Origin of the sequence: Nonomuraea sp. NPDC001636, from assembly GCF_040298265.1 — a bacterium.
Taxonomy (GTDB): domain Bacteria; phylum Actinomycetota; class Actinomycetes; order Streptosporangiales; family Streptosporangiaceae; genus Nonomuraea.
In genome coordinates, this window is the sequence record NZ_JBEOZT010000074.1 from 1 (window position 1) to 5,380 (window position 5,380).

The window sequence follows — 5,380 nt, forward strand, 5'->3', positions numbered from 1 at the left end:
AAGGCTTCCTCTCAACGTCTGATGATCATGGTTGATTCGTCTTTACCTGCCCAGGTAAAACGTTTGATCTTGAATGCGGTCGGGTATCAGCCACCGACTCCCACCCCACGTCCGCGCACCTGGCTCTGCCGGATCGCGCGGACCAGGCAGCGAGCGGCGTACATGCGTCCGCCCTCGCCGCCAACTGCCCTGGTTTCGGCCAGAGCAGAGCTGCCCCGTCCTTCACCAGACGGGGCAGCGCCATGTGAACTACCGTGTACGAGAAGACCCCCGCCGGCATTCACGGCGGGGGTCTCTGCCTGTGGCGCCAGCCTCCCCGCTGGACAGCCACAGAAAGTCGAGCGGCATGAGTCTGAATCGTGTGGGGAGCACGTCGGCCCGCTCAGTAGTCAGCACTCTATGCCGCATCACTGCTGAGCACAGCCCTTTTCATGGATTCACCACCCACCCTCGCGTGGGGATGTGGACTCCATGTGGATTCCAGGCAGCGAAGGACCCTCCCGGCTTGTTCGCCGGAAGGGTCCCGCAGGCACGTGACCTGCCACTTACCGCAGAGCCCCCTGTCGGGTTCGAACCGACGACCCCCGCTTTACAAGAGAAGCTAAAGCGATCATGAGTGTCGGTGAGGCCCAGTGAGGCTCAATGAGCCTAGTTCCGTTGGGCTCAACCCCCCGAGAATGAGGCTCGATGAGTCTCGGTGAGGCTCCGTGAGGGGGCCTTGTGGATTCCATGTGGACTCACTCCCCCGATACCGCCCGGAGCTGCCTCACCGGGGCCGTCGGCGGCGCCATCACGGCCAGCACCTGGGCAGCAACGTCCTCCGCCGAGTGCTGATAGATCCACGTGACCTTCGACCCGCGGTCGTGGCCCATGATCGTCTGAGCATCCTTCTCCGGTACATTGAGATCCTTCAGGCGCGTCGCGAAGACGTGCCTCAGGTCGTGCACGTGCGGCCACCACTCTTCCCGGCCGGTCTCCGGGTTCTTGACCTTCCGGGCCAGGCCAGCGCCCTGGATCGCGTCGAGCCAGACCCTCCGAAAGTTGTGCCGGGTCAGCACGCCGCCCTTCGGTCCGCGGAACACCAACTCCTCCCGGTGCAGCTGCGAGCCGTCCTCGATGGGTGAGACCGTCGCACGAGTCTGGTGGAACGCCACCATCGCTTCCACAGCCTCGATGGCCGGCGGCGTCAGGGGAACAGTCCGGAAGCCCGCAACGGACTTGGGCGCTGGCTTGCGAAACAGCTTGCCGTCGTCGTCGCTGAGCACTTCCTTGACCTTGAGGTGCTTAGCCTCCAGGTCGATGTGACCGAGGCGCAGGCCGGTGGCCTCGCCCCACCGGAGCCCAGTCTCCTCAAGGAAGACGAGGAGGGGGTGGTAGTACTCCGGAGCGTTGTCCCGGATGTCCCAGCACTGCTCTCGCGTGGGAGGCCGGAGGTCGTCGGGGCTCTTCTTCGGAGGCGCCTCGATGTCAAGCTCAGCCGCCGGGTTGAACGGGATCCGCTTCCCGTCCTTGACGGCCGCGCGCAGCATCGCATTCAGGAGCTCCAGCACCTTCCTCTTGGTGTGATAGCCCTTCACGCTGTTGGTCAGCCAGCCCTGGAGTTCCATGTGCTCCAGGTCGCACAGCCGCCAGTCACCCCACTTCGGCTTGATGTGCGTCGACCAGTTCGACACCTTCCGATTCGTAGTGGTGACGGCCCGCTTCGGTTGGGCCGGCCACCACTGGTCCCACCACTTCGCGAGGGTAATCTCCCCGCGCTTGGGGTCGTTGTAGGTGCGGCGGCGCACCTGGGTGCGGATGTCGTCGAGGAAGTCGTCGGCCTCGCCCTTCTTGGCGAAATTCTTGGCCTTCTGCTTCCCGGCCGGGTCCCGATACCGGGCCTGCCAGGATCCGACGCAGTCGCGGCGACGCTTTCGCTCGCCGTACGCCTCGGAAGGGTACTTCTCCATGCACAGTTGGCAGCCGCACGTCTTCGCCCTCAGCTGTCGTGGGTTGTTCTGCGCTCTACGCGCCATGGCTGGTCACCTGGCCACTCCTCCGCTGGATGGGAACGCGGGGCATGAGGTCAACAGGCGCCCCGCACCAGCAGATTGCACCGACGGAGGGCTGCTCGACAGCCAGTTCCTCAAGGACAGCCCGAAGGGCTACGAGAGATGCAGTTTCGGGGAGGGTGTCAGGAAGGGTGACCGTGTTACCCGCGGCGTCGTACGGACGAAAGTGGAGCGGGTCGAACGGAGCGAAGCGGACGCGAAGACACATGGGGATCCCCCGGGCAGGCAGGCGACGGTTGTCCGTCGGCCATGGGGGAGGGCAGGCCGCTTGTCCGACCGTACCCCCTTGTAGGTGAATATGCGACCACTCTGCGTGCACCAAGTGCCCGGAGAATCACGGGGAGTGGTTGGATCCATTTTTGTTAGACCCGCGAGGGCGGCACACGGTTGTACGCGCGCGGCCGGCCGCTGCTACTGCTTGTTGGCCTCGCCGAGCGCACGCATCTCGATGAGCTTGGCCCGCTGCTGCTCTTCGGTGAGGCCGCGGAAGAGGTCCAGGAGGCGCTGCTCGGCATCCTCGTCGAGAGGGCCGGGGGCGGCACGTCGGGCCGCGGCGAAGATGCGCTCCTCGGTGAACTTCGGGAAGGCCTCGTGGAGGGCGCGGAGCTTCTCGGGGTTCGGGCCGCGGCTGCTGCCGCGCTTGCCGAGCTTCCACGCGTTGACCGTGGCGGGTGCGACGTCGATGGCGCGCGCGATCGCGGACTGGCTCACCTTGTAGGTGTCCTCGATGGCCTCGATCAACTGCGCCAGATTCTCGGTGCGCTCCGCAGGGGTCTCCACATGGGTAACCATGCCTGTGGATCTTCTACTTTTGCAAGTAAAAGTAGAAGCATGGCGGGATCGCACAGCGGCGCGTGACCTCCCCGTCGCGCGCCGTCGCGCATGGCATATGCGGTGAGAATAGAACAGTCATTCGACAGGCGCCACCGACTTGCCCCACCTCACCGAAACTCACCACGACTCACCGAGACTCACTTGACGCACTGACACTGACACAGTAGAAATGTGTCAACGGCGACGGGGAACCCGCCGCCAGCCACACAACCAGCGCGAGGCGTACATGACCCACCTGCTCCGCAAAGACCACGGCAAGCCAATCCGCAGCGCAATGGAGCGCCGGGGACTGACCGGGGAGAAGCTCGCAGCGGCCACGAAGAAGGTCGACGCGGCGGGGCGCGGGATCAGCCTGGCGACGGTTTCGAAGATCGCTGGACGCGGCGAGACGGCAGTCGACAAGTGCCGGCTCCGGACCGCGTGGCTCATGGCCACCGTCCTCCGTGAACCGCTCCAGGAGCTCTTCGACATGCCCTCAGTTTCAACTGACACAGTGGAAAGGTCTAGCCCCCATGGCGACTCAGACCCTCGCTGATCGCACCGAGGTCCTCCGCCCCACCGGCATCACGCCGCTCCTGACCACGACTCAGCTCATGGCCAGGTACGGCGTCAGCAACTGGACCGTCAACCAGTGGGTGCAGAACGGCTGCCCGCTGGAGCCGACGGCCTTCCGGGGCCGGCGCTTCGACCTCGACAGGGTCCGCGCCTGGATGTCCGAGCAGTCGCTCGACACCGCCGCCTGACCCAAGAAAATCGGGGCCGCCCGGACCGGGCCTGGTCCGTACGCGACCCCTTCGGAATCCCTCAACTCACCTGAAAGAAGAGGAACCCCGTGAGTACCCATCCTACTGACCTTCCCGGCCAGACCGCGTTCACCGACCACATCCCCGTCGAGCTCCCGGCCGCGCCGGTGGAGCTGTTCCAGTCGGAGGACGGCAAGCAGTGGCGCCTCGCGGGCAGCGACCCGGCGGGGGAGCGGCTGTTCGTCCCGGCACACCTGGACCCCGCGAAGGTCGCGCGCTGGCTGTGGGCCACCGAGTCGTACCTGGCCGAGGCCGTGGGTGCTTTCTCCCCGGTGGAGCGTGCGGCGTGAACGCGCGGCGTGTGGCGGCGGCGGAGGGCGTGATCCTCGCCGCGATGAAGAACCGTGTGACGGCCGCCGGGATCGCGGTGGCGCTGGAGTCGGCGTGTCTGCTCCAGTCGCCGGAGTCGGCGGCCGAGCTGGCCCGGCTGCGGTCCCTGCTGGCCGCGCAGCCTCTCGACCTCACCGAGGAGCAGCGCGACGCGCTGAGCGACGCGGGGAACCGGGCACTGAACGACCACTACCACGCGGACTTGTGCTTCTGCCGGGAGTGGCCGGAGAGCTGCGTGACCCGCGGCTACTTCCCGGGCATGTGGGACACGGGCGCGTTCGACATTGGTCTTGGCGCGGTGCTGGGCCTTTGGGAGTCGATGCGCGCTGACGCCGCGTCGGCCGAGGTGACCGCGCTTCGGTCCAGGGTGGCGGAGCTGGAGGCGGAGCGGCACTCGACGAACGAGGCCCTCGACGACGCGGTCAAGGCGCTGCGGGTGCAGCGGGACCGCATCGCCGAGCTGGAAGCCGAGCAGGCCACCGCCATCGCCGAGCGCGACGCCCAGATCGTCGCCTGGCTCGGCAAGAAGGCCCGCGAGTACGGCGAGTCCGACCGCGAGAGCCGGGCGAAGGCCGAGGCCGTCTGGCGGATGGCCGACAAGATCAGCCGCGGCGCCGTGCGCCCGGCCCTCCCCCTCCAGACCACGACCGCGACCGCCGGGAGCGCCCTGTGAGCAACGAGTCCACCAACCCCGACCTCTCCTTCTCCTCCCGCGCCGACTGGCTCGCTGGTTTCCTCCGCGCGGACCGGATCCGGCTGGACACCCTCGTCCAGCTCGTCGCCTCCTGGTCCGACCCGGACGCCCGCGACGACATCATCGCCCGGCTCGACGAGCTGGCCGAGGTCGTTGCCCGGCCGCGCGCGGTCGAGGGCGCCCTGGACGCGGCCGTTGAGGCCGTCGAGGACGCCGCTGGGATGGACACGGCGCAGGTCCCGATCGACAAGGTCCACGCGATGCGGCTGCACTCCGAACTGTCGACCGTGGTCGAGCGCCTGATGCGCTTCGGGGCGAACCGCCGGTCGGTGTCGATGCCGCGCCAGCGTGGCGAAATGGGCGGTGCCGCGTGAGCCTCCTTGCCGTCTACCGCACGGACGCCCGCGACCTTCTCGCGCTCATCGCCGACGCCCCGGCGCCCGAGTGGCGCGTGTGCTTCACCGAGGACGGCACGGAGGAGCTGACCGGCATCGTCCCGGTCTGCGCCGACGAGGACCACGAGCCGGACGACGCCTCCGTCTACGACTGCTGCCCCGCGCCAGTCATCGAGTGCCACTCCAGCGCGATGGCCGACTACCTCGCCGCCCTCCTCAACTCGGACAGGAGCAAGAGCTGATGCCCGTCACCACGATCGAGCCGGCCGTCGT

At 67.5% G+C, this 5,380-nt stretch carries 7 protein-coding genes; 5 read left to right on the forward strand and 2 right to left on the reverse strand.

The window, feature by feature from the left end:
• Nucleotides 1-737 precede the first annotated feature (737 nt).
• Both ABT158_RS50835 and ABT158_RS50840 read right to left on the reverse strand, forming a co-directional pair.
• A complete protein-coding gene (locus ABT158_RS50835; RefSeq protein WP_352366657.1) occupies nt 738-1,949 on the reverse strand; it encodes a tyrosine-type recombinase/integrase in 1,212 nt (403 codons plus the stop codon).
• A gap of 513 nt (nt 1,950-2,462) precedes the next feature.
• Entirely contained in the window at nt 2,463-2,843 is a 381-nt protein-coding gene (locus tag ABT158_RS50840; RefSeq protein WP_352366659.1) for a hypothetical protein, read from the reverse strand.
• A gap of 554 nt (nt 2,844-3,397) precedes the next feature.
• Between ABT158_RS50840 and ABT158_RS50845 the strand changes: the two genes are divergently transcribed.
• The 5 genes from ABT158_RS50845 to ABT158_RS50865 all read left to right on the forward strand — a co-directional run bounded on the left by ABT158_RS50845 (nt 3,398) and on the right by ABT158_RS50865 (nt 5,349).
• Nucleotides 3,398-3,628, forward strand: coding sequence for a hypothetical protein (locus ABT158_RS50845; RefSeq protein WP_352366661.1), 231 nt, complete (start codon nt 3,398-3,400; stop codon nt 3,626-3,628).
• 89 nt (nt 3,629-3,717) lie between these two features.
• Nucleotides 3,718-3,978 carry a hypothetical protein gene (locus ABT158_RS50850; protein WP_352366663.1) on the forward strand — a complete coding sequence of 87 codons (261 nt, stop codon included), beginning with the start codon at nt 3,718-3,720 and terminating at the stop codon, nt 3,976-3,978.
• Nucleotides 3,975-4,691, forward strand: coding sequence for a hypothetical protein (locus ABT158_RS50855; protein ID WP_352366665.1), 717 nt, complete (start codon nt 3,975-3,977; stop codon nt 4,689-4,691). Before ABT158_RS50850 ends, ABT158_RS50855 begins: the two co-directional genes overlap by 4 nt.
• Complete coding sequence (locus tag ABT158_RS50860; RefSeq protein ID WP_352366667.1) at nt 4,688-5,086, forward strand: hypothetical protein; 399 nt, start codon at nt 4,688-4,690, stop codon at nt 5,084-5,086. Before ABT158_RS50855 ends, ABT158_RS50860 begins: the two co-directional genes overlap by 4 nt.
• Nucleotides 5,083-5,349, forward strand: coding sequence for a hypothetical protein (locus ABT158_RS50865; RefSeq protein WP_352366669.1), 267 nt, complete (start codon nt 5,083-5,085; stop codon nt 5,347-5,349). The genes ABT158_RS50860 and ABT158_RS50865 overlap by 4 nt, the downstream gene beginning before the upstream one ends.
• Nucleotides 5,350-5,380: the final 31 nt, after the last annotated feature.